The sequence below is a fragment of the Catenulispora sp. GP43 genome (genome assembly GCF_041260665.1).
Taxonomy (GTDB): domain Bacteria; phylum Actinomycetota; class Actinomycetes; order Streptomycetales; family Catenulisporaceae; genus Catenulispora.
Window position 1 is genome coordinate 22,371 of the sequence record NZ_JBGCCT010000002.1, and the last position, 20,570, is coordinate 42,940.

Below are 20,570 nucleotides of genomic sequence, written 5' to 3' on the forward strand. Positions count from 1 at the left end.
TCAGACGGTGAGGGTCAGGACTTCGACGAGGTCGGGGTGGGCGCGGACGAGGAGGAGCTGCCCGAGGACGACGGCGGCGTCGAGGCCGGCGCGCCGGAGGAGCTCGCCCCGCTGGACGGCGCGGAGGACGAGCCCGAGGACGGCGCCGAGGTCGGCGCGGTCGGGATCGTGGTCGGGGTGCCGGCCTTGCCGCCGTCCTTCTTGAACGCCGCGTCCAGCTGGCCCTGGAAGTACTGCAGGACCGCGTCGGCGCTGGTCTGGGTGAAGGACAGCTGCTGGCCGTCGATGAACACCGTGGGGGTGCCCGGCAGGCCCAGCTTGTTGAAGTTGTCGGCGTTGGCCTGGACCCAGCCGTTGTGCGTACCGCCGGTCACGCAGGCCTGGAAGTCCGCGCTGTTCTTCAGCGCCGGGATCTCGTCGGCGATCTTCAGCAGGGCCGACTTGTCCGCCCACGGGTCGGTCTGCTCGTTCGGCTGGTTCGCGTAGAGCAGGTCGTGCAGCGGCATGAACTGGCTCTGGTCCTGCGCGCAGGCCGCGGCGTTGGCGCCGTTGAGCGAGCCGGTGCCGTTGTTGTGGCTGTCGATGACGCGCGCCGGGTGGTAGGTGATCTGCAGCTTGCCGGCCTCGACGTACTGCCGGTAGGTCGGCTCGACGGCCGTCTCGACCTCCTGGCAGACCGGGCAGCGGAAGTCCTCGAAGACGTTCATCTTCACCGGCGCGTCGTCGGAGCCGATGTGGATGCCCGTGGCCTTGCTGGACTTGGCCTGCGGGTCGACCACGGCGGCGGCCGGGGCGAGGTAGGGCGTGCTGTTGTGCTTGGCGGCCGACACGGCGATGCCGACACCGCCGGCCACCGCGACGACCAGAACGACGACCCCGCCGATGGTCATCTGCTTGCGGCGGCGCTCAGCCTTTTGGCGGGCGATCTTCTCCGCCAACACCCGCTCGCGAGCGTTCTGCTTCCCTACCCGGTTCGCCTGGCTCATCGTCGTTAACAGTCCTGTCCGGTTCCGTCTGGTGGAGGGCGCGCCTCGGCTCGGACCCGGGCACGCGCACCGCATCCTATGCGGTGACTGCCTGAAAACGCACTGGAGGTGCTGCGGGTTGCGCCAAATCCTTCAGGAACTTTTAGGCCGCCGACCCCTGCGATGTGCCAGGGGCATCGAGGGTCGGCGGCCGGGAGCGGAGGCGGTGCGCGGGCAAACGCGCAGGCGGGTCAGCCCTGCTTGGCTACGGCGGCGTCGAGCGCGGCCTTGTAGTCGGCGGTCTGCTGGGTACCCGGGACCGCGTTGGGGTCCTTGAGGGGGAACGGCGTTCCGTCGATGTAGATGTCGGGGGTGCCGACGTTGCCGCCCAGCTTGGTGTTCAGCCAGGTGTAGTTGTCCTTGATCCACTGCGCGTACTTGCCGCTGGTCGCGCACTTGTCGAAGGTGGCGCTGCGCAGGTTCGGGACCTGGCTGGCGAGGTTGAGCATGTAGTCGACGCTGCCGTAGGTGTCGGTGGTCTCGTCGGGCTGGTTCTTGTAGATCAGGTCGTGGAAGGCGATGAACTCGGTCTGGCCGACGTCCGCGGCGCAGGCCAGCGTCGCCCCGCCGACCAGCGAGCCCTGCCCGCCGCCGTTGCGGTCGATGAGGTCGACCAGGCGGTAGTGGACCTGGATCTTGCCGGCGTCGGCGTACTCCTTGTTGGTGGCGCCGAAGAACGACTCGGCCTCTTTGCAGAACGGGCAGCGGACGTCCTCGTCCACCTCGACGGTGACCTTGGCGTCGGGCTTGCCGAAGACGATCGCGCCGGGGTCCGCGGGGGTCCCCGGGCTCGGGGCGACGCCGGAGGGCGCGGCGAAGGGCTGGCCGGCTCCGTAGGCGTTGCGCGCGTTCTTGCTGTTGGCCGACTTGTTGTTCTGCACCAGCACGCCGATCAGCACGGCCAGCGCGATCACCGCGAGCGTCACACCGCCGACGACCAGCTGCTTGCGGCGCCGCTCGGCGGCGGCCTGCTGGCGGCGCGCCTCGGCGGCGCGCTCCCGTCCGGTGCGTCGCGGGCCGCTGCCGCCAGAGGTCGTCATGACCCCATCGTGCAGGGGTCCTATTTGCGGAACAATCGGACAGGGCGGATCGGGTCACGGTCCGCTCGGGTCCGGTCGGGTCAGATCGGGTCGCCCAGCAGCGCGCGCTCCAGCGAGAGCTTGGAGGTCGGCTTCCAGATCAGCCACGCCGCCGGGACCATGTAGAGCAGGTCTCGCAGCACGTCCAGGGTGTAGCGGGTGTGGCCCTTGGGCACCAGGCCGCCGCTGCCGCCGCAGCCGCAGCTGATCGCGATGCCGCGGGCGCCCAGGGAGATGATCCCGCCGATGTACACCAGCAGCAGCAGCGCGGAGAAGATCGCCACCAGCCGGGTGCCCAGGCCCAGGATGAGAAGGATGCCCAGGGCCATCTCGAAGTAGGGCTGCGCGTAGCCGAAGGGCGTCACCAGCGACTCAGGCAGGATCTTGAAGTCGCGCACGCTCTGGGCGTTGCTCTCCGGGGAGCCCAGCTTGCCCAGGCTGTAGAAGAGCCACATCGCCGCCAGCAGCAGCCGCATGCCGAGGCTGATCCACTGCTGGTAGGTGTCCATGAAGCCGCGGATGCCGCCGGACGTGGGCGCGTCCTTGCCCTTGGCGGGGGCCTTGGAAGCCATAGAAGTCATAACCTTCTGTCCTCGGACGGTGTCGGCGCGTGCGCGCCACAAGTCTGGGCGGGCTTCATAAATTACAGGCACAGAAGACCCTCGCGGGAGTACCACCACCCCCGCGAGGGAACTTCCTAGCGCTTTCTCAGCTACCGTGCGCGACCGCTAGCGCGCCTTGCTCCCCCGCCGGACGCCGTCGGCGAGCTCGGCCGCCAGCTCCCGGACGGCGTCGACGCCCTTGCGCGGGTCGCGGTTGTCCAGCAGCCGCCGCACGAACGCCGAGCCGACGATCACGCCGTCCGCGTAGGCGGCGATCTCGGCGGCCTGCTCGCCGGTGGAGACGCCGAGCCCGACGCAGACCGGGGCGTCGGTGGCCTGCCGGGTCCGCTCGACCAGGGCTCGGGCCGCGTGCCCGACCTGGTCGCGGGCCCCGGTGACGCCCATGACCGCGCCGGCGTAGACGAAGCCGGTGCAGGCCTCGGCGGTGAGCGCGATGCGCTCGGGCGTGGAGCTCGGCGCGACCAGGAACACCCGGCTGACGCCGTGCGCGTCGGTCGCGGTGATCCAGGGGCCGGCCTCCTCGGGGATCAGGTCCGGGGTGATGACGCCGCTGCCGCCGACCGCGGCCAGCTCCGCGGCGAAGCGGTCGACGCCGTAGTGCTCGATCGGGTTCCAGTACGACATGATCAGCGCGGCCGCGCCGGTGTCGGCGACCGCCCCGGCGGCCCGGATGACGTCCGCGGTGCGCACGCCGCGGGCCAGCGCCTGGTCGGCGGCGGCCTGGATGACCGGGCCGTCCATCGCCGGGTCGGAGTACGGCAGGCCGACCTCGATGATGTCGCAGCCGCCCTCGACCATGGCGCGCATGGCGTCGATGGAGCCGTCCACCGACGGGTAGCCCGCCGGCAGGTAGCCGATGAGGACCGCGCGGTTCTCCGCCCGCGCGTTCTTGAGCACGTCCTGGAGCCGGTTCACAGCTCTCCCCCCTCGCTGTGCCCATCGTCGTCAAAGTCGACACCAAAGTACGCCGCCGCCGTGTGCATGTCCTTGTCGCCACGGCCGGAGAGGTTCACCACGATCACCGGTTCGCGCCCGAGCTCCTCCGCGAGCCGCGGCGCGATGCGCAGGGCGCCGGCCAGCGCGTGCGCGGACTCGATGGCCGGGATGATGCCCTCGGTCTCGCACAGGACGCGGAAGGCGTCCATCGCCTCGGCGTCGTCCACGGGCTCGTAGACGGCGCGGCCGGTGGCGTGCAGCCAGGCGTGCTCCGGCCCGACGGCCGGGTAGTCCAGGCCCGCGGAGATGCTGTGGCTCTCCTTGGTCTGGCCGTTCTCGTCCTGGAGCAGGTAGGTGCGGGTGCCGTGCAGGACGCCGACCGAGCCGCCGGTGATGGAGGCCGCGTGCAGGCCGGTGGCCACGCCGGAGCCGCCGGCCTCGAAGCCGTACAGCTTCACGGACTCGTCCGGCACGAAGGCGTGGAACACGCCGATCGCGTTGGAGCCGCCGCCGACACAGGCGCACACCGCGTCCGGCAGCGCGCCGGTGAGCTCCAGGGTCTGCCGGCGCGCCTCCACGCCGATGACCCGGGCGAAGTCGCGGACCATCGCCGGGAACGGATGCGGACCGGCGGCGGTGCCGAGCAGGTAGTAGGTGGTGTCGGCGCTGGCGACCCAGTCGCGCAGGGCCTCGTTGATCGCGTCCTTCAGGGTCTGCGAGCCGATCGCGACCGGCACCACCTCGGCGCCGAGCATGCGCATCCGCGCCACGTTCAGCGCCTGCCGCTTGGTGTCCTCGGCGCCCATGTAGACGACGCAGTCCAAGCCCAGCAGCGCCGCGGCGGTCGCGGTGGCCACGCCGTGCTGGCCGGCGCCGGTCTCGGCGATGAGCCGGGTCTTGCCCATGCGCTTGGCCAGCAGGGCCTGGCCCAGCACGTTGTTGATCTTGTGCGAGCCGGTGTGGTTCAGGTCCTCGCGCTTGAGCAGGATGCGGGCCCCGGCGCGCGCCGAGAGGTTGCGGGCCTCGGTGAGCAGGCTCGGGCGGTTCGCGTAGGACAGCAGGAGGTCGGCGAACTCCCGGTGGAACTCCGGGTCGGTCTTCGAGGTCTCGTAGGCCTCGGTGACCTCCTTCAGGACGGCCATCAGCGCCTCGGGCATGAAGCGGCCGCCGAACAGGGCGTCGTCGGTGGGGAAGTGCCCGGCGTCGTCGGGCATCGCGGCCGTGGCCGCGTACGCGGAGATGATCTCGGCGCGAGGGTCTGACGATGAATGCGGATCTGGCTGATCAGACATGGAGATGTCCCGTATGAGTGATGTGAACAGCTATGACGGAAGCGGTGGTTACGCTTCCTGCCATCGGCGCGCCGCCGGCGCGTGCCGCCACCAGGGGCGGCGGCGGGCGGCGGCCCTGGGCTTGCTCGACATCACGATCCTGGACTCTACCGTCTCCGCGGACGCTTAGGCGCGCCCGTTCCGCAGCGCGGGATGCGCGCCGGCCGCGACCAGGTCGGCGACCGAGGCGCGCGGGTCCTTGCCGGTCACCAGCGACTCGCCGACCAGCACCGCGTCGGCGCCGGCGTTGGCGTAGGCGATCAGGTCGTGCGGGCCGCGCACCCCGGACTCGGCGACGCGCACGACGCCGTCCGGGATCATCGGGGCCAGCCGCGCGAAGGTGTCGCGCCGGACCTCCAGCGTCTTCAGGTCGCGGGCGTTGACGCCGACCAGGCGGGCACCGGCGTCCAGCGCGCGGCGCACCTCTTCCTCGTCGTGCACCTCGACCAGCGGGGTCAGGCCGATGGACACGGCCCGCTCGATCAGCGACTCCAGGGCCGGCTGCTCGAGCGCGGCGACGATCAGCAGCGCGAGGTCTGCGCCGTGCGCGCGGGCCTCCCAGAGCTGGTAGCTGGTGACGATGAAGTCCTTGCGCAGGACCGCGATGTCCACCTTCTGGCGGACGTCGTCCAGGTCGGCCAGCGAGCCGCCGAAGCGGCGCTGCTCGGTGAGCACCGAGATGACGGTGGCGCCGCCGGCCTCGTAGTCGGCGGCCAGGCCCGCGGGGTCCGCGATGGCGGCCAGCGCGCCCTTGGACGGCGAGGAGCGCTTGACCTCGGCGATCACCTTCACGCCGTCGCCGCCGGCCCCGCCGCGGCGCAGCGCCTCGACGCCGTCGATGGCGCTGTCCATGCGCGCCACCCGGGCCTTGAGGTCGTCCAGGCTGATCTTCTCCTGGCGCTCGGCAAGGTCGAGGCGGACGCCTTCGATGATCTCGGCAAGTACGTTCATCCGCCGTCAGCTCCCCTCGATCGCCTCACCAGGTGGGACACCGCCGTCCGCGGTGTGGGCGGCGTGTCCGACGTCTCACTCTAGCGGCTCCGGAGGGTCTCCGAAGTCCAGTGATCTTCTCGTGGGACGAACCCGGAGCCCGCCGCGGCACTGCGCGGCGGGCTCCCAAGACTGCGGATCCGCAGGTCCGGGCCCGTTCTCCGGGCCGGAGCGGCTACTTCGCGGCGGCGCCCAGACCCATCGCGGACATGGCCTTGCCGACGATCGGGGAAAGCACGGCGATCCCGCCGCCGACGATGGCGAGCGCCGGGATGGCGGCCACCAGGCCCGCGCCGCCGATCAGGAAGCCGATGATGCAGAGGAAGACAGCGGTCCAGGCAGCCGGGGTGCTGCCGTGGTCCTCACCGTGGGATGACGACATGGTGCTCCTAGCACTTACAGATGATTCAGGCGCATCCATTGTCGCCGATTCGGCCTAATGCTCCGTGCCCGGGGTGGGGCTGAGCGCGGCGGACGCCTCGGCGGGGTCGCCGGCGGGGTCACCGGCGGGTTCGCCGGTGGGGTCCTCGCCGCGGTCCAGGGCGTCCCACAGGTCCTTGGAGCTGCCGGTGCCGACGGCGCGCGCGGCGGCCTTCCCGGTCGCGGCGTTGTCATAGCGCGACGACATCCCGGGCCAGGCCGCACCGCGTATCACGGTCGCCACACCGGCCAGCACGACCAGCACCCCGCCGACCGCCGCGAGCAGCCACCAGGCGGCCGTGTGCGCCGCGACGTGCCCGACGGCGTAGCCCTTGGCGGCGGCCTTGCCGGCCAGCACATGTGAGGCATGACTCGCCCCGCGCTCGCCGAACGCGTAGACCGCCGCGCCGACGCCGGCCGCGATCAGCAGCACGCCGACCAGGCGCCGCGCCAGCCGCTGGGTCGCGAACAGCGCCAGGCCGCCGGCCAGCGCGGTGAGGCCGAGCGCGGTGACGCCGGCGGACAGGTCGTTGCCGCTGGCCGCGACCTTGAGCGTGTTCGGCGCCTGGCCGACGGTCGCGGTGGCCCAGGGGCGGCCGGCCGCGGCCCAGGCGAGGACCCCGCCGAGGAGGGCGAGCAGGACGGTGAGGGTCAGCTCGCGGCGGGTGGTGGTGCGGCGAGTGGTGGTGCGGGCCGCTCCGGCCGCGGGTTCGACAGCCGCCGCCTCGCCGCCGGCTCCAGCTCCGCTCATCCCAGCTCCCGCACTCACCGCGCCACCTCCCCGACCGCCGAGCGCATCGTGCCGGCGACCGCGACCGCCTTCAGCACGGCCATCGCCTTGTTCCGGCACTCCTGGTCCTCCGCGACCGGGTCCGAGTCGGCCACGATCCCGGCTCCGGCCTGTACGAAGGCCACGCCGTCGCGGATCAGCACGGTGCGGATCGCGATGGCGGTGTCGGCGTCGCCGGCGAAGTCCAGGTAGCCGACGATGCCGCCGTACAGGCCGCGGCGGGTCGGCTCGTTCTGCTCGATGATCTCCATGGCGCGCGGCTTCGGGGCGCCGGACAGGGTGCCGGCCGGGAAGGTGGCGGCGACCGCGTCGAAGGCGGTCCTGCCCTCGGCCAGGTCGCCGATCACCGTGGAGACGATGTGCATCACGTGGCTGTAGCGCTCGACCGCCATGAAGTCCACGACCTCCACCGAGCCCGGCGCGGCGATCCGGCCCAGGTCGTTGCGGCCGAGGTCGACGAGCATCAGGTGCTCGGCGCGCTCCTTGGGGTCGGCCAGCAGGTCGGCGGCCAGCTGCGCGTCCTGCTCGGGGTCGGCGCCGCGCGGGCGGGTGCCGGCGATCGGGTGCAGCATCGCGCGCCCCTCGGTGACCTTCACCAGGGCCTCGGGCGAGGAGCCGACGATGTCGAAGCCGCCCTCGGCGCCGCCGTCGGGGCCGGGGATGCGCAGCAGGTACATGTACGGGCTCGGGTTCGTCGCGCGCAGCACCCGGTAGACGTCCAGCGCCGAGGCCTCGACGGGGGCCTCGAAGCGCTGGCTCACCACGATCTGGAACGCCTCGCCGGACTTGATCTCCTCGATGCAGCGCAGCACCGTCTCGCGGTAGTCCTCGGGGGTGCGGTTGGCGCTGAACTCCGGCGCCACCGCCGGGTCGTACACCACCGGCGTGTTCACCACCGGCTCGTTCAGCGCGGCGGTCATCGCGTCCAGCCGCTCCACGGCCCGGGCGTAGGCGGCCTCGACGCCGGAGGGCAGGTTGTCGTGGTTCACCACGTTGGCGATCAGCCACACCGAGCCGTCGGCGTGGTCCAGCACCGCCAGGTCCAGGCTGAGCAGGAAGGTCAGCTCCGGGATCCGCAGGTCGTCCTTGGCCAGTTCCGGCAGCCGCTCCAGGCGGCGCACGGCGTCGTAGCCCATGTACCCGACCAGCCCGCCGGTCAGCGGCGGCAGCCCCGGCAGATGCGGGGTGTGCAGCAGCTCCAGGGTCTGGCGCAGCACGTCCATCGGGTCGCCGCCGGTGGGCAGCCCGACCGGCGGCTCGCCGATCCAGTGCGCCGCGCCGTCCTTCTCGCTCAGCGCCGCTCCGGTGCTGACGCCGACGAAGGAGTACCGCGACCAGATGCCGTGCTCGGCCGACTCCAGCAGGAAGGTGCCGGGCCGCTCCCCGGCGAGCTTGCGGTAGAGCCCGACCGGCGTCTCGCCGTCGGCCAGCACCCGCCGCACCACCGGGATCACCCGGCGGTCCTCAGCCAGCTCGCGGAAAGTCGGCAGGTCCGGGGTGTCCACCCCTGGGGGGAAGGCCGTCATGCCGCCGATTCTCCCAGAGGCCCGCGCGCCGCCGGCGCCGAGTCCGCGCTCGCGCTTGAGGCCGGGCCCAGCGGCAGCTCCCCGGCGTCGAAGCAGGTCCGGTCCCCGGTGTGGCACGCGCCGCCGCTCTGGTCCACCTTCAGCAGCACCGCGTCGCCGTCGCAGTCCAGCGCGGCCGATTTCAGCACCTGGACGTTGCCCGAGGTGTCCCCCTTGGTCCAGTACTCCCGGCGCGAGCGCGACCAATACGTGACCCGCCCGCTAGTCAGCGTGCGCCGCAGCGCCTCGTCGTCCATCCACGCCAGCATCAGCACCTCGCCGGTGTCGTGCTGCTGCGCGATGGCGGCGAACAGGCCGTGCTCGTCGCGCTTGAGCCGGGCGGCGATCGCGGGGGCCAGGACGGGGGCGGGGACTTCGTCGGTCATGCACCCATTGTCGCCCGCGGCCCCGGCGGCCCGTCGCGCGGGTTCACTTCCTATGACCGGCCGGCCCGATTGCGATATAACGTGAGGGTCGTCACCACTGAATCAGGGGAGCCCGTATGTCGACCGACCCGGCCAAGTCACCTGCGCTGCGCGCGTCCGACGCGGACCGCGACCAGGTCATCGACACGCTGCGGACCGCCGTCTCCGACGGCCGGCTCGACCCCGCGGAGTACGACGAACGCGTGGAGACGGCGCTGTCCGCGCGCACCTTCGAGGCGCTGGCTCCGCTGACCGCGGACCTGGAACCGGGAACCAGCGTGGTCCCGGCGCCTGCGGCTTCGGCCGAAGAAGTGGTGAGGATCCGCGAGAAGCACGGTCCGGTGCGCCGCGAGGGCCGGTGGAAGCTGCCGCACCGGCTGCTGCTGCGTACCCTGTGGTGCCCGATCACGCTGGACCTGACCAGCGCCGTGCGCAGCGGGCCCGAGCTGATCATCGAGATGCGCGGACGCGGCAACGGCGTGACGCTCCTGCTCGGCCCGGGCATGACGGTGGACGCCAACGAGCTGTCGGTGCGCCACGGCGGCGTGGACATCACCAACCCCGACGACGCCACGCCCGAGGTCCTGCACGTCCGCCTGGTCGGACGGAACAAGCACGGCTCGGTGGTGGCGCGCTGGCAGAAGCCGGGCGAGGCGGGACCGTCGAACGACAGCCCCGCCTGATCTCCGCGTATCTATAGAAGTCCGCGAATCTATAAAGATCGACTGCTTGTCTACGAGGACTGCTGCCGAGCCCAGCTCTCATACAGCCCCGAGTACACCCCGCCGGCCCCGACCAGCTCCCGGTGCGGCCCGCGCTCCACGATCTCCCCGGCGTCGAACACGAACACCTCGTCGGCGGCCTCGGCCGTGGACAGCCGGTGCGCGATGGCGATCGACGTCCGCCCGCGCGTCAGGCCGTCCAGCGCGCGCGTGATCCGCACCTCGGTCGCCGGGTCGACGGCCGAGGTGGCCTCGTCCAGCACCAGCAGGTCCGGGTCGGCGATGTAGGCCCGGGCCAGCGCCACCAGCTGCCGCTCCCCCGCCGACAGCGACTCGCCGCGCTGCCCGACCCGGGTGTCCAGGCCCTCGGGCAGGCCGTCGAGCCAGTCGGTCAGGCTCAGGTCCTCGAACGCGCGCCGCACCTCGGCGTCGGTGGCGCCGGGCTTGCCGTAGCGGACGTTGTCGCCGACCGTCATGTCGAACAGGAAGCCGTCCTGCGGCACCATCACCATGCGCGAGCGCAGCGTCTCGAAATCCACGTCCTTCAGCGGCACCCCGTTGATCAATATCCGGCCGGAGCTCGGATCCATCAGCCGGGTCAGCAGCTTGGCGAACGTGGTCTTGCCCGAGCCGGTCTCCCCGACCACCGCCACCCGGGTGCGCGGGGTGATCTGGGTAGTCAGCGAGTGCAGCACCCGGGCGCCGCCGGGGTAGGCGAACACGACCTCTTCGAAGCCGACGCCCAGCGGCCCGTCCGGCGGCCGCACGCCGGCCTGGCCGGGGTCCACCACGTCCGGCGGCTCCTCCAGCAGGCCGACGATGCGGCGCCAGCCGGCGATGGCGTTCTGCGCCTCGTTCAGCTGCTCAGTGGCGAACTGCACCGGCGAGATGAACAGGTTCACCAGGAACAGCATCGCCGTCAGGTCGCCGGCCGACAGGTGGCCGCCGACCCCGATCATCACCCCGACGACCACGATCGCGGAGTTCACCAGGCCGGCGACCAGCTCTCCCATCGAGAACGTGACGACGATCAGCCGCTGGGTCCGCACCTGGGAGTCGCGGGTGTCCTCCACCGCGGCGCCGATCCGGGCCCCGGTACGGTCCTCGATGCCGTAGGCGCGCAGCACGTCCGCGCCGACCAGCGCCTCGGAGACCTCGCCGAGCATCTTGCCGTAGCGCCGCCGCACCTTGCGGTACGCCCGGCCGGTCCGGCCCTGGATCTTGCGCATGACCAGGAACATCGGCACGAAGCAGACCCAGACTAGGAGGGTCAGCTGCCAGGAGAACACCGCCATCACGGCCGTGACCACCACGACCTGCGCGACGGCGACGAACAGCTGCATGCCGCCCTGCTGGATGAACACCGTGACCGTGTCGATGTCGCTGGTGACCCGGCTGACCAGCGCGCCGCGCTGCTCGGCCTGCTGGTGCAGCAGCGACAGGTCGTGCACGTGGCGGAAGGCCTTGGTGCGCACCTCGGCCAGCCCGCGCTCGCTGGAGGTGTAGAGCCGGAAGTTCATCAGGTACGCCGACACCGCGGTGATCAGCACGGCCACGGCGCTGAGCGCGACCATGGTCCGCACCTCGCCGTAGTCGGGGCCGCCCTCGGCGAGGATCCCGTGGTCCAGCGTCTGCTGCACGGTCAGCGGGATCACCACCCGGCCGACGGTGGCGATCACCGCGAGGGCGAGCGTGACGCCCAGGCCCTTGGTGAAGGCCGGGGCCAGGCGGACGCCGCGGCGCAGCACGGCGTAGCCGCCGTCGGAGGCTTCGGGGAGCTGGTAGCCGGCCGGAGCGGCCGGTGCCTGCCCGGCGTCGTCGAGTTCGGCGGCGGCGGTGCTCATATCCCGACCTCCTGCAGTTCGCCGTCGCGCTCTTCGTGGTCGCGCTCGTAGGCGGTGATCAGATCGCGGTATCCCGCGCAGCGCTCCACCAGCTCCAGGTGCGGCCCCCGGTCCACGACCCGGCCGTGCTCCAGGTAGACCACCTCGTCGGCGAGCGCGATCGTGGCCTTGCGGTAGGCGACCACCAGGACCGTGGAGGCCAGCCGGCCCTCGCCGGCGGCGTCCCGCAGCCCGCCCAGGATCGCGGCCTCGACCTGCGGGTCCACGCTGGCGGTGCAGTCGTCCAGGATCAGCAGCCGGGGCTCGCGGATCAGCGCCCTGGCCAGGGCCAGGCGCTGGCGCTGGCCGCCGGACAGGGTCGCGCCGCGCTCGCCGATGACCGTGTCCAGGCCCTCGGGCAGGCGCTTGACGAACCGCTCGGCCTGCGCCAGCCGCAGCGCGGCCCAGATCTGCTCGTCGTCGGCGTCCCGGTCCAGCCGGACGTTGTCGCGGATGCTGTCGGCGAACAGGAAGGTCTGCTGCGGGACCAGCGAGACCTGCGCCGGGACCTGGCCGCGGGCGAAGTCGCGGACGTCGGTGCCGTCCAGCTGGACCGTGCCGCCGTCGGGGTCGGCCAGCCGGGCCAGCAGGCCGGTGAGCGTGGACTTGCCGGAGCCGGTCGGCCCGACCAGGGCCACGGTCGAGCCGGGCCGCAGGTCCAGGTCGATCCCGCGCAGGATCTCCTGGCCGTCGTAGCCGAAGCGGACCCGGTCCATGCGGACCTCGGCGGCGCCGTCGGCGGGTGCCCGGCCGGTGCCGTACTCCATGTCGCCCTGGGCGTCGAGCACAGCCTTGACCCGGCTGTAGCCGACCACCGAGCGCGGCAGCTCGCCCAGGACCCAGCCGATGGCCCGCAGCGGGAAGGCCAGCAGCGTGATCAGGTAGGCGACCTGCACGACCTGCCCGGCCTGGATCGCGCCGGAGGCCACGCGGGAGGTGCCGACCAGCAGCGCGACCAGCACCCCGAGGTTGGGCACGGCCTCCAGCGCCGGATCGAAGAAGGCGCGGGCGCGGCCGGCGGAGATGTTGGCGTCGCGCAGGCGGTCCGCGGCGGCGGCGAAGCGCGCGGTCTCCTCGTCCTCGCGGCCCAGGGTCTTCACGACCAGGCCGCCGTCGAAGGACTCGTGCGCGATCTCGGCGACGCCGGCGCGCATCTCCTGCGCGGCGGCCAGCCGAGGCGCGGCATAGCGCTGGTAGACGGTGTTCAGCACGATGATCGCCGGGAACAGCAGGAAGCCGATGATCGCCAGCACCGGGTCGGTGAGCACCATCGACACCAGGGCCGCGACCATCATGATCAGCACCCCCAGCGACATCGGCAGCGGGGCGATGAACTGCCAGGTCATGTCCACGTCCGAGCCGGCGTTGGACAGCAGCTGGCCGGTGGGGTGCCGGCGGTGCCAGGACAGCGGCAGCTGCAGATAGCGGTCGGAGACGGCGCGCCGGTAGCGGGACTGCAACCGGAACTGCATCACCCCGGCCAGCAGCCGCCGGCCGATGATGCCCATCACCTTGGCCAGCGCCACGCCCAGGATCAGCAGCCCGGCGGTCAGCGTCGCGCCGACCGGAACCTTCCCGGCCTGGAACGCCGGCAGCACCGCGTGATCGGTGGCCCAGCCCACGGCCCAGGCCGCGCCGACCGTCATGATCCCGTACACCGCGCTGCCGGTGACCGCGGCCGCGAAGACCCGCGGCTCGGTGCGGATCGCCACGCCGAGCAGCCCCAGACCGCGCTTGAGGATCGAATCCTTCGTCCGCGCAGCCGTTTGTAAACTCTCCGTACTCACGTCATCCCACCCATGTCACGCCCAGACCCTGCCCGGCATCCACTCTGGCGGACAACACCCGGTCGGGTAAAACCCATTCCGGATGCGCGACTATTACTCCCGGTTTGGCTCCGAGCGCGCGCGACGGCTCCGGCCCCGCCGCCTTCACGCTGTTCGGCGCCTGGGCGGTCGCCCCACTACTGGTGCGGCTTCTGGCCTGAGGCTACTTCTCGCCACCCGAACCGGCGGAGACCAGCCCGACCTCATAGGCGAACACCACAGCCTGCACCCGATCGCGCAGTTCCAGCTTCGGCAGGATCCGGCTGACATGCGTCTTCACCGTGGCCTCGGACAGCTGCAGATTCTCGGCGATCTCGGCGTTGGACTGACCCCGCGCGATCTCCACCAGCACTTCGCGCTCCCGGTCGGTCAGGCGCTCCAGGCGCTCGTCGGCACGCGGACCGGTAGCCGGCTCCTGGCGCGCGAAGGCCTCGATGAGCTGGCGGGTGATGCGCGGTGCCACCACGCCGTCGCCGGCGGCCACGGTCCGGATCCCGGCAATCAAATCAGCAGGGTGCGCGTTCTTGAGCAGGAAGCCGGCGGCGCCGACACGCAGCGCGGCGAACGCGTACTCGTCCAGGTCGAAAGTAGTGAGGATCAGTACCCGGGAAGGCAGGGCCGCCCCGGTGATCCGGGCCGTCGCCTCGATGCCGTCCACCCCGGGCATGCGCACGTCCATCAGCACCACATCGGGCCTGAGCTCAGCGGCCAGCGCCACGGCCTCGGCACCGTCCCCGGCCTCGCCGACGACCTCGACGTCCGGCTGCGCCTCGAGGACCATGCGGAATCCCATGCGCAGCAGCGGGGCGTCATCCACCAGCAAAACGCTGATCATGCGGTTCCAGCCCCGGCATCGACCGGCACCCGGGCATGCACCCGCCACCCCCGCCCGATACCGCGCGGCCCGGCATCCAGCTCCCCGCCGAACGCCGCTATACGCTCCTTCATCCCGGCGATGCCATGCCCGCCGACCTCGTCGGGCCTCACGGCCGCCGTCGCCCCGTCGTCGAGCACCGTCACCTCCACGGCGTCCGCCGCGAAGTCCAACCGCACCCGCGCCGAAGCCCCCGGCTCAGCATGCTTGCGGGTATTGGTCAGCGCCTCCTGCACGACCCGGAACACCGCCAGCTCCACACCCGAGGACAGGTCCGGACGCGCCCCGCTGACCACCAGCTCCACCGGCAGCCCGGCCACCCGCACCTCAGCGAGCAGGGTGTCCAGCTGCGCCAGCCCCGGCTGCGGATGCAGCTCGGCCATCGCGGCGCCGGCCGAGCCGCGCAGCACTCCCAGCACCCGCTGCATGTCGGTGATCGCCTGCCGTCCGACCTCGGAGGCCTTCGCGACGGCCTCGGCCGCACGGTCCGGCGCGGTGTGCACCGCATAGGAGGCACCATCCGTCAGGGCGACCATCACCGACAGACTGTGCGTGACGACGTCGTGCACCTCCCGCGCGATCGAGGCGCGCTCGGCGGCGGCGGCGATCTGCGACTGCTGGTCGCGCTCGAACTCCAGCCGGCGCGCACGTTCCTCCAGCGTCGCGAAGTACGCCCGCCGGGTGCGGGTGTTGACGCCGAGCACCGTGGCCGCCGTGACCATGCCGGAGACGAACATGAAGATGCGCAGCGCCTCGTTCTCATGCGACCACGACTCCGCGACCATCACCGCGCCGACCTCCATGACGCCGACCGCGGCCAGCGTCCGCCGGATCGAGGCGTGCGCGGCGACCGAGTACAGGGCGATCAGCGGCGCGAAGTCCACCTGCGGCGGCAGCACGTCCCAGGCCCACTGCCCGAACGCGGCGGCGGCCACCACGGCGAACACCGTGCACGGGAACCGCCGCCGCAACGCCAGCGGTACGAAAAAAGCAACCAACAGAACCCAGCTCGCGACCGCGTGACGGGCCGGGTGCAGGTACAGACGACCGCTGAGCGGCGCGAGTATCGCCGCGACGAACAGCGCGTCCATCAGCGTCGGATGCGACGCACCCCACCGCTGCCCCCGCCGCACCGCGTTCTCCAGCCCGGCGGCCTGCAGGAAGCGCTTCATCCCCGGCGAGCTCAGCCACGCCGACACCGTGGTCGGCGCGTCCACGACAGCCCGAAGGCCCCGGCGGCTGCCGGGGTCCTCGGGAACGGTCGCTGAGCTCACGCGTCTCGTTTCTTCAGCAGGAAGGCCGCCGCGGCCATCGCCACCACAGCGTAACCAAGGAACAGCAGGAACCCGGGCCACGGCTTCATGTCCGGCGAGGTGGTGGTCAGCGCCATCACCTGCTGCCCGGCGTTGCTCGGCAGGTAGGGGTTCACATGGTCGCCCCAGGAGGTGAGGTTCAGGACCTCGCCGAGCACCGGCAGCACCAGCAGGATCCCGAACAGCGCCGCGATGGCGCCGGCGGTGCTGCGGATGATCGCACCCAGCGCCACGCCGAGCAGACCGACCACCGTCAGGTACAGACCCTCGCCGAACACCGCACGCAGCACGCCGGGGTCGGACAGGGACTTGTTCAGGTGGATCGAGGAGAAGATCGACTGCGCCAGGAAGAAGCAGACGAACGCGGTGATGGTCATGACGGTCCAGGCCACGACCGTGAACACCAGCGCCTTGGCCCACAGCACCGGCAGCCGCTTGGGCGCGGCGGCCAGCGAGGCCCGGATCATCCCGGTGGTGTACTCACCGGTGATCATCATGACCCCGAGCACCCCGACCGCCAACTGCCCGAGGAACACCCCGCGCATCGGGTCGGCGACCGGGTCGACCTCCTTCTGCCGCGCCGCGCTCATGTGCGGGTAGTGGCTCTTCATCGCCAGGCTGAACAGCAGCGCGATGGCGATCATCGCCCCCACCCCGGCGATCAGCGACCACCGCGACGAGCGCAGCGTGCGGAACTTGATCCACTCGCTCTTGATGACCCGGCCCTGCGTGACCTTGCCGGTGTGCACCCGGCGCACCGGAGCCTGCGTGACGGCGGTCATGCGTTCACCTCGACCTCAGTGTTGGCCTGCGCCGGCGCCCGGTACTCGACGGCGTCCCCGGTGAGCTCCATGAACGCCTCCTCCAGCGAAGCCTCGTGCGGCGCCAGCTCGAACAGCGTGATCCGGTTCTCCGCCGCGATGGTGCCGATCCGATCGCTGGTCAGCCCCTGGACCTGCAGCGTGCCCTCGTCCGAGGACGACACGGTGACATCCGGCCCGGCCAGCAGCTCCCGCAACTTGGCGGCATCAGGCGTACGCACCTTGACGCTGCCAGTCGAAGCCCGCGAAATGAACTCGGCCACCGACGTGTCAGCGATCAGCTTGCCCTGCCCGATCACGATCAGGTGCTCAGCAGTGAGCGCCATCTCGGACATCAGGTGACTGGAGACGAAGATCGTCCGGTCCTCCGACGCCAGGTGCTTGAGCAGGTTCCGGATCCACAGGATGCCCTCGGGGTCCAACCCGTTCACCGGCTCGTCCAGGATCAGCGTGTCCGGGTCCCCCAACAGCGCACTGGCGATACCCAGCCGCTGCCCCATACCCAGCGAGAACCCCCCGGCCCGCTTCTTGGCCACCTCCCGCAGACCCACGAGGTCGATCACCTCGTCGACCCGCGACCTCTCGATCCCGGTGGTCGCGGCCAGCGCGAGCAGGTGGTTGTAGGCGGTACGCCCGGTGTGGATGGCCTTGGCCTCCAGCAGCGCACCGACCTCATGCAGCGGCGCGGCGTGCTCGGCATAAGCCTTGCCATTGACGGTCACCGAACCGGAGCTCGGCCGGTCCAGGCCCAGGATCATGCGCATGGTGGTGGACTTCCCGGCCCCGTTCGGTCCGAGGAAGCCGGTCACCACCCCAGGCCGCACGGTGAAGGACAAGTCGGAGACGGCGGTCTTGTCGCCGTAGCGTTTAGTCAGGCTGCGTGCCTCGATCATGCGGCAACGCTATGGCCCGACGGGGTACCCAGTCGTCAGACCAGACGGCGAACTTAAAAAGCGGCACTGCATCCTGGGATGTATGGCGCGGTGCATAGCGGGATGCACGAGTGTGCGCAGTGACTCGGGCTGATGCGCGGTCGTGAAAAGGCAAACCGCCAGCTTCAGCGAACCGGATACCCCGCCCCCCGCAGCGACTCCTTAACCTCCCCGATCGTCACATCCCCAAAGTGAAAAACCGAAGCCGCCAACACCGCATCAGCCCCCGCCCCCACCGCGGGCGCAAAATGCTCCGTCGCCCCCGCACCCCCCGAAGCGATCAGCGGCACCGTCACCGCCGCCCGCACCGCCGCCAGCATCTCCAGGTCAAAGCCCTGCTTCATCCCGTCGGCGTCAATCGAGTTCAGCAGGATCTCCCCCGCGCCGAGCTCCGCCGCCCGCGCCGCCCACCGCACCGCGTCGATACCGGTGGACTGCCGTCCGCCGTGCGTGGTGACCTCGAACCCTGACTCCGTGCTCACGCCTTCCGGGCACCGCCGCGCGTCCACCGACAGCACCAGCACCTGGTTCCCGAACCGGTCGGCGATCTCGGCGATCAGCTCCGGGCGGGTCACCGCCGCGGTGTTCACGCCGACCTTGTCGGCCCCGGCGCGCAGCAGCCGGTCCACGTCCTGCACCGTGCGCACGCCGCCGCCGACCGTCAGCGGGATGAACACCTGATCCGCGGTGCGGCCGACCACGTCGTACACCGTCTCGCGAGCGTCGGAGGACGCGGTGACGTCCAGGAACGTCAGCTCGTCCGCGCCGGCCGCGTCATAGGCGCGCGCCAGCTCCACCGGGTCCCCGGCGTCGCGCAGGTTCTCGAAGTTCACGCCCTTCACCACCCGGCCGGCGTCGACGTCCAGGCACGGGATCACGCGAACGGCCAGCTGGCCGAGGGCGGCGGCGCTCACTTGCGGCTCCTTCTAAAACAGTTACTACGCGTAAAAACAGTTACTACGCGGCCGGGCCGGACTGAACCCGATAAGCATCCAGCTCCACCTCAACCAGCATCCCGGGATCGATCAGCCCCGACACCACCAGCGCCGTAGCCGCCGGCCTGCACTCGGCGAACACCTCGCCGTGCGCCCGCCCCACCTCGGCGATGTCCCGGGCGTGCACCACATACCAACGCGTCCGCACCACATCGTGCAGACCGAACCCGACCTGCTCCAGCGCCTTGCGAGCAGTCTCCAGCGCGACCTTCATCTGCGCAGCCGGGTCGCCGTTGCCCTGCACCATGCCGTCGACGGTGGCGGTGCACCCCGCCACCCACGCGTGGGGGCCGGCGACGACCACACGGGAGTACCCGTACTCGTTCTCCCACTGCCCGTCGGAGCCGATCCGCTGGATGCTGCTCATGTCTCACGCGCTCCTGGTGAGTTCGAGGGCTTCTTCAAGTGTGAAGGCGCCCGCGTAGAGCGCCTTGCCGACGATAGCGCCCTCGACGCCGATCGGCACCAACGTCTCCAGCGCCTGCAAGTCAGCCAGCGAAGACACCCCACCTGAGGCCACGACCGGCCTGTCGGTGACCGCGCAGACATCGCGCAGCAGGTCCAGGTTCGGGCCGGTCAGCGTCCCGTCGCGGTTGACGTCGGTGACCACGTACCGCGCGCAGCCGTCGGCGTCCAGGCGCTGCAGCACCTCGAACAGCTGGCCGCCCTCCTGGGTCCAGCCGCGCGCCGACAGGGTGGTGCCGCGCACGTCCAGGCCGACCGCGATCTTGTCGCCGTGCTCCGCGATCACCTCGGCCACCCACTCCGGGCGCTCCAGGGCGGCGGTGCCGAGGTTGACGCGCGCGCACCCGGTGGCCAGCGCGCGCTTGAGCGACACGCTGTCGCGGATACCGCCGGAGAGCTCGACCTTGACGTCCACCGAGCCGATCACGACGGCCAGCAGGTCGGCGTTGGTCCCGCGCCCGAAGGCGGCGTCCAGGTCCACCAGATGGATCCACTCCGCGCCCGCGCTCTGCCAGGCCAGCGCGGCGGCGAGCGGGTCGCCGTAGGAAGTCTCGGAGCCGGCGGCGCCCTGCACGAGGCGGACGGCCTGGCCGTCGGCGACGTCGACGGCGGGCAGGAGTTCGAGGTAGCCGGGCATTGCTGGAGTCCTCACAGACGAAGAGCGGGGAAAGGAAAAAAGACAGGAAAACTGGCGTCCGGGACGCCGGATCAGCAGCTCAGCGGCCCAGCGGCGCACCAGCCCGGCAGCTCACGAAAGCTGCTTGATCCAGTTCTCAAGCACCTGCGCACCGGCATCACCAGACTTCTCCGGATGGAACTGCGTAGCCGACAACGGACCGTTCTCCACCGCGGCGACGAACGGCTCCCCGTGCGTCGCCCACGTCACCAACGGCGCGGCCATGCGCCCGGTGTCGGTCAGCTCCCACTTGCGCACCCCGTAGGAGTGAACGAAGTAGAACCGCGCGTCGGCGTCGAGCCCGGCGAACAGCCGCGAGCCCTCGGCGACGTCCAGCGTGTTCCACCCCATGTGCGGGATGATCGGCGCGTCCAGCCGCTCCACGGTCCCGGGCCACTCGTCGCACCCGGCGGTCTCCACGCCGTGCTCCACCCCGCGCTCGAACAGGATCTGCATGCCGACGCAGATCCCCAGCACCGGCCGGCCGCCGGCCAGCCGCCGCCCGATGATCCGGTCGCCCTTGACCGCCTTGAGCCCGGCCATGCACGCCGCGTACGCCCCCACCCCGGGCACGAACAGCCCGTCCGCGTTCAGCGCGGCGTTGACGTCCGCCGATACGCTGACCTGCGCGCCGGCCCGCTCCAAGGCGCGCTCGGCCGAGCGGATGTTGCCGGAGCCGTAGTCCAGGACCACCACGGTGGGTTTGCTCACCAGCGCATCACCCCGCCGGCGATCGCCATGCCGGCGCACAGCACCAGCAGTATCGACATCACGCGCATGTTGCTGTTGCCGGAGGCCTGCCGGAACAGGGAGAAGGCCCCGCCGAAGAGGAAGAGGCCGAGGAACACCAGTCCCGCGGCCGCATAGCTGCCGGTCATC

22 protein-coding genes are annotated in these 20,570 nt (G+C 71.4%); 1 reads left to right on the forward strand and 21 read right to left on the reverse strand.

Translation table 11 applies throughout. The features are described from left to right. Positions 1 to 14: 14 nt before the first annotated feature. The 10 genes from ABH926_RS03685 to hisI form a co-directional block, all read right to left on the reverse strand. Positions 15 to 986 (reverse strand): thioredoxin domain-containing protein, encoded by a 972-nt coding sequence (locus ABH926_RS03685; protein WP_370363847.1) that lies wholly within the window; start codon positions 984 to 986, stop codon positions 15 to 17. Positions 987 to 1,216: 230 nt separating this feature from the next. Next, positions 1,217 to 2,065: a DsbA family protein gene (locus ABH926_RS03690; RefSeq protein ID WP_370363848.1), complete on the reverse strand. Its 849-nt coding sequence runs from the start codon at positions 2,063 to 2,065 to the stop codon at positions 1,217 to 1,219. A gap of 80 nt (positions 2,066 to 2,145) precedes the next feature. Next, positions 2,146 to 2,676, reverse strand: a complete 531-nt coding sequence (locus ABH926_RS03695) for a MauE/DoxX family redox-associated membrane protein (RefSeq protein ID WP_370363849.1) — start codon at positions 2,674 to 2,676, stop codon at positions 2,146 to 2,148. A 156-nt stretch (positions 2,677 to 2,832) separates the two neighbouring features. Next, complete coding sequence (gene trpA, locus ABH926_RS03700; RefSeq protein WP_370363850.1) at positions 2,833 to 3,642, reverse strand: tryptophan synthase subunit alpha; 810 nt, start codon at positions 3,640 to 3,642, stop codon at positions 2,833 to 2,835. Further along, on the reverse strand, positions 3,639 to 4,955 hold the full coding sequence (gene trpB, locus ABH926_RS03705; RefSeq protein WP_370363851.1) for a tryptophan synthase subunit beta: 1,317 nt from the start codon (positions 4,953 to 4,955) through the stop codon (positions 3,639 to 3,641). The genes trpA and trpB overlap by 4 nt, the downstream gene beginning before the upstream one ends. Before the next feature lie 165 nt (positions 4,956 to 5,120). Further along, positions 5,121 to 5,945 carry an indole-3-glycerol phosphate synthase TrpC gene (trpC, locus tag ABH926_RS03710; protein WP_370363852.1) on the reverse strand — a complete coding sequence of 275 codons (825 nt, stop codon included), beginning with the start codon at positions 5,943 to 5,945 and terminating at the stop codon, positions 5,121 to 5,123. A 214-nt stretch (positions 5,946 to 6,159) separates the two neighbouring features. Continuing rightward, the gene (locus ABH926_RS03715) at positions 6,160 to 6,366 is read right to left on the reverse strand and encodes an HGxxPAAW family protein (protein ID WP_370363853.1); all 207 of its coding nucleotides are present in this window, start codon (positions 6,364 to 6,366) and stop codon (positions 6,160 to 6,162) included. A gap of 54 nt (positions 6,367 to 6,420) precedes the next feature. After that, positions 6,421 to 7,155, reverse strand: a complete 735-nt coding sequence (locus tag ABH926_RS03720) for a Trp biosynthesis-associated membrane protein (protein WP_370363854.1) — start codon at positions 7,153 to 7,155, stop codon at positions 6,421 to 6,423. A 14-nt stretch (positions 7,156 to 7,169) separates the two neighbouring features. Then, the gene (locus tag ABH926_RS03725) at positions 7,170 to 8,720 is read right to left on the reverse strand and encodes an anthranilate synthase component I (RefSeq protein WP_370363855.1); all 1,551 of its coding nucleotides are present in this window, start codon (positions 8,718 to 8,720) and stop codon (positions 7,170 to 7,172) included. Then, positions 8,717 to 9,145 (reverse strand): phosphoribosyl-AMP cyclohydrolase, encoded by a 429-nt coding sequence (gene hisI / locus ABH926_RS03730; RefSeq protein WP_370363856.1) that lies wholly within the window; start codon positions 9,143 to 9,145, stop codon positions 8,717 to 8,719. Before hisI ends, ABH926_RS03725 begins: the two co-directional genes overlap by 4 nt. A gap of 116 nt (positions 9,146 to 9,261) precedes the next feature. Here hisI and ABH926_RS03735 point away from each other — a divergent pair, with 116 nt between their 5' ends. Further along, positions 9,262 to 9,867, forward strand: a complete 606-nt coding sequence (locus ABH926_RS03735) for a DUF1707 domain-containing protein (RefSeq protein ID WP_370363857.1) — start codon at positions 9,262 to 9,264, stop codon at positions 9,865 to 9,867. A gap of 50 nt (positions 9,868 to 9,917) precedes the next feature. Here ABH926_RS03735 and ABH926_RS03740 read toward each other — a convergent pair whose 3' ends face one another. The 11 genes from ABH926_RS03740 to ABH926_RS03790 all read right to left on the reverse strand — a co-directional run bounded on the left by ABH926_RS03740 (position 9,918) and on the right by ABH926_RS03790 (position 20,569). Further along, positions 9,918 to 11,750, reverse strand: a complete 1,833-nt coding sequence (locus ABH926_RS03740) for an ABC transporter ATP-binding protein (protein ID WP_370363858.1) — start codon at positions 11,748 to 11,750, stop codon at positions 9,918 to 9,920. Further along, positions 11,747 to 13,576 carry an ABC transporter ATP-binding protein gene (locus tag ABH926_RS03745; protein ID WP_370363859.1) on the reverse strand — a complete coding sequence of 610 codons (1,830 nt, stop codon included), beginning with the start codon at positions 13,574 to 13,576 and terminating at the stop codon, positions 11,747 to 11,749. The genes ABH926_RS03740 and ABH926_RS03745 overlap by 4 nt, the downstream gene beginning before the upstream one ends. A gap of 202 nt (positions 13,577 to 13,778) precedes the next feature. Then, entirely contained in the window at positions 13,779 to 14,450 is a 672-nt protein-coding gene (locus ABH926_RS03750) for a response regulator (RefSeq protein WP_370363860.1), read from the reverse strand. Continuing rightward, positions 14,447 to 15,763: a sensor histidine kinase gene (locus ABH926_RS03755; RefSeq protein WP_370363861.1), complete on the reverse strand. Its 1,317-nt coding sequence runs from the start codon at positions 15,761 to 15,763 to the stop codon at positions 14,447 to 14,449. The genes ABH926_RS03750 and ABH926_RS03755 overlap by 4 nt, the downstream gene beginning before the upstream one ends. Further along, positions 15,760 to 16,584: an ABC transporter permease subunit gene (locus ABH926_RS03760; RefSeq protein ID WP_370363862.1), complete on the reverse strand. Its 825-nt coding sequence runs from the start codon at positions 16,582 to 16,584 to the stop codon at positions 15,760 to 15,762. Before ABH926_RS03760 ends, ABH926_RS03755 begins: the two co-directional genes overlap by 4 nt. Continuing rightward, positions 16,581 to 17,516, reverse strand: coding sequence for an ABC transporter ATP-binding protein (locus tag ABH926_RS03765; protein ID WP_370363863.1), 936 nt, complete (start codon positions 17,514 to 17,516; stop codon positions 16,581 to 16,583). Before ABH926_RS03765 ends, ABH926_RS03760 begins: the two co-directional genes overlap by 4 nt. A 164-nt stretch (positions 17,517 to 17,680) precedes the next feature. After that, a complete protein-coding gene (hisF, locus tag ABH926_RS03770; RefSeq protein ID WP_370363864.1) occupies positions 17,681 to 18,469 on the reverse strand; it encodes an imidazole glycerol phosphate synthase subunit HisF in 789 nt (262 codons plus the stop codon). Between the two features lie 43 nt (positions 18,470 to 18,512). Further along, positions 18,513 to 18,917 (reverse strand): RidA family protein, encoded by a 405-nt coding sequence (locus ABH926_RS03775; protein ID WP_370363865.1) that lies wholly within the window; start codon positions 18,915 to 18,917, stop codon positions 18,513 to 18,515. A 3-nt stretch (positions 18,918 to 18,920) separates the two neighbouring features. Then, a complete protein-coding gene (gene priA / locus ABH926_RS03780; RefSeq protein WP_370363867.1) occupies positions 18,921 to 19,652 on the reverse strand; it encodes a bifunctional 1-(5-phosphoribosyl)-5-((5-phosphoribosylamino)methylideneamino)imidazole-4-carboxamide isomerase/phosphoribosylanthranilate isomerase PriA in 732 nt (243 codons plus the stop codon). A 111-nt stretch (positions 19,653 to 19,763) separates the two neighbouring features. Then, a complete protein-coding gene (hisH, locus tag ABH926_RS03785; protein ID WP_370363868.1) occupies positions 19,764 to 20,402 on the reverse strand; it encodes an imidazole glycerol phosphate synthase subunit HisH in 639 nt (212 codons plus the stop codon). Further along, on the reverse strand, positions 20,399 to 20,569 hold the full coding sequence (locus tag ABH926_RS03790) for a hypothetical protein (protein ID WP_370363869.1): 171 nt from the start codon (positions 20,567 to 20,569) through the stop codon (positions 20,399 to 20,401). The genes hisH and ABH926_RS03790 overlap by 4 nt, the downstream gene beginning before the upstream one ends. Between the last annotated feature and the right edge of the window lies 1 nt (position 20,570).

Coding starts and splice junctions, on each gene's coding strand:
- ABH926_RS03720 (WP_370363854.1), bottom strand. CDS start 7,155: ATGAGCGGAGCTGGAGCCGGCGGCGAGGCGGCGGCTGTCGAACCCGCG.
- ABH926_RS03685 (WP_370363847.1), bottom strand. CDS start 986: ATGAGCCAGGCGAACCGGGTAGGGAAGCAGAACGCTCGCGAGCGGGTG.
- ABH926_RS03760 (WP_370363862.1), bottom strand. CDS start 16,584: ATGACCGCCGTCACGCAGGCTCCGGTGCGCCGGGTGCACACCGGCAAG.
- ABH926_RS03750 (WP_370363860.1), bottom strand. CDS start 14,450: ATGATCAGCGTTTTGCTGGTGGATGACGCCCCGCTGCTGCGCATGGGA.
- ABH926_RS03790 (WP_370363869.1), bottom strand. CDS start 20,569: ATGACCGGCAGCTATGCGGCCGCGGGACTGGTGTTCCTCGGCCTCTTC.
- priA (WP_370363867.1), bottom strand. CDS start 19,652: ATGCCCGGCTACCTCGAACTCCTGCCCGCCGTCGACGTCGCCGACGGC.
- ABH926_RS03740 (WP_370363858.1), bottom strand. CDS start 11,750: ATGAGCACCGCCGCCGCCGAACTCGACGACGCCGGGCAGGCACCGGCC.
- ABH926_RS03695 (WP_370363849.1), bottom strand. CDS start 2,676: ATGGCTTCCAAGGCCCCCGCCAAGGGCAAGGACGCGCCCACGTCCGGC.
- trpC (WP_370363852.1), bottom strand. CDS start 5,945: ATGAACGTACTTGCCGAGATCATCGAAGGCGTCCGCCTCGACCTTGCC.
- trpB (WP_370363851.1), bottom strand. CDS start 4,955: ATGTCTGATCAGCCAGATCCGCATTCATCGTCAGACCCTCGCGCCGAG.
- ABH926_RS03715 (WP_370363853.1), bottom strand. CDS start 6,366: ATGTCGTCATCCCACGGTGAGGACCACGGCAGCACCCCGGCTGCCTGG.
- ABH926_RS03735 (WP_370363857.1), top strand. CDS start 9,262: ATGTCGACCGACCCGGCCAAGTCACCTGCGCTGCGCGCGTCCGACGCG.
- ABH926_RS03725 (WP_370363855.1), bottom strand. CDS start 8,720: ATGACGGCCTTCCCCCCAGGGGTGGACACCCCGGACCTGCCGACTTTC.
- hisI (WP_370363856.1), bottom strand. CDS start 9,145: ATGACCGACGAAGTCCCCGCCCCCGTCCTGGCCCCCGCGATCGCCGCC.
- ABH926_RS03690 (WP_370363848.1), bottom strand. CDS start 2,065: ATGACGACCTCTGGCGGCAGCGGCCCGCGACGCACCGGACGGGAGCGC.
- ABH926_RS03765 (WP_370363863.1), bottom strand. CDS start 17,516: ATGATCGAGGCACGCAGCCTGACTAAACGCTACGGCGACAAGACCGCC.
- ABH926_RS03775 (WP_370363865.1), bottom strand. CDS start 18,917: ATGAGCAGCATCCAGCGGATCGGCTCCGACGGGCAGTGGGAGAACGAG.